Origin of the sequence: Massilia glaciei, assembly GCF_003011895.2 — a bacterium.
Classification (GTDB): Bacteria; Pseudomonadota; Gammaproteobacteria; order Burkholderiales; family Burkholderiaceae_D; genus Telluria_A; species Telluria_A glaciei.
This window is the reverse complement of the sequence record NZ_PXWF02000220.1, coordinates 1-553: the sequence shown is the minus strand read 5'-3', so window position 1 is coordinate 553 and position 553 is coordinate 1. Positions and strand designations below refer to the sequence as shown.

Annotated in this window: 1 protein-coding gene; it reads right to left on the bottom strand. The window is 78.1% G+C overall.

Annotated features, from left to right (window positions below):
• Nucleotides 1–553: Hpt domain-containing protein (locus C7C56_RS13080; protein ID WP_146204468.1), on the bottom strand; the 553-nt coding region annotated here is incomplete at both ends.

Sequence of the window (553 nt, the reverse complement as noted above, 5' to 3'; positions counted from 1 at the left end):
ACAGCGGCGCCACCAGCGCCGGCAGCAGCGCCGGCTCGCCGCGCGCCAGGCCGGCCTCGAACGCGGCCAGCGCCGCCGCCAGCGCGTGGGCGCCGAGGTTGGCCGCGCCGCCCTTGAGCTTGTGGGCCAGAAAACCGGCCTCGTCGAAGCGGCCCTCGAGCACCGCCGCGGCGATGCGCTCGGCGCCGTCGTCGTTGTGGCGGCAGAACTGGACCAGCAGGTCGCGCAGCAGGCCGGCGTCGCCGTTGCAGCGCCACAGCCCGGCCGTCATGTCGACCCCGGGCAGGCGCGGCGGCAGGCCCGCGGCGGCCCCGGCCGCCCCGCCGGGTTCGGCCGCTTCGGCCGCCTCGGCCCGGCGCAGCGGGCGCGGGCGCAGCGCGGCGTCGGCCAGCCCGCGCTCCCCGGACACCTGGCGCAGCTTGCGCACCATCAGGTCCGGGTCGATCGGCTTGGGCAGGTGCTCGTCCATGCCCAGCGCCAGGCAGCGTTCGCGCTCCTCGACCATGGCGTGGGCGGTCATGGCGACGATCTTGACGGCGCCACCGTCGGGGTG